The sequence below is a fragment of the Oceanobacillus indicireducens genome (genome assembly GCF_014647195.1).
GTDB classification, from domain to species: domain Bacteria; phylum Bacillota; class Bacilli; order Bacillales; family Amphibacillaceae; genus Oceanobacillus; species Oceanobacillus indicireducens.
Map to the genome: position 1 here is coordinate 1 of NZ_BMOS01000089.1, position 501 is coordinate 501.

General features: G+C 39.5%; 1 protein-coding gene. It reads left to right on the plus strand.

What is annotated here, in order from left to right; translation table 11 throughout:
- The coding region (locus IEX94_RS19525; RefSeq protein WP_188859926.1) for an integrase core domain-containing protein at positions 1 to 287 on the plus strand (287 nt) is incomplete at its 5' end.
- Between the last annotated feature and the right edge of the window lie 214 nt (positions 288 to 501).

Sequence of the window (501 nt, forward strand, 5' to 3'; positions counted from 1 at the left end):
GTTCACAATATACAAGTGATTCCTTCGCAGAAAAGATTCAGAGCTATAAGATGACACATTCCTTCAGTCACAAGGGAAGCCCCTATGACAATGCTTGTATTGAGTCTTTTCATGCGATTTTAAAGAAGGAAGAAGTAAATCACGTTCAATACTTAGATTTCAACGCTGCGAGGCTAGAGTTATTTAAATATATTGAGGGCTGGTATAACCGCAAAAGAATACACGGTAGTATCGGTTATCTAACCCCGCAAGAGAAGGAAGAGTTAGCGCATAATCAAGCTGCATAATTGCACAAATTGACATAAGTGCACGGCTTTACTTGGAGAGGTGCGTGTGGTAGGCTTTTGCCTGGCGAAATGTGTTTTACTAACCTTTCGTCTTTCGCAAATCACCACACGCACAGAGGCTCCATGTCAAGCCTTCACATATATATTCAAATAAGCTTCAAAGCACACTAAGAAAAATTAACTTAAATGTGTCCTAAATATTGACGTAGATCCA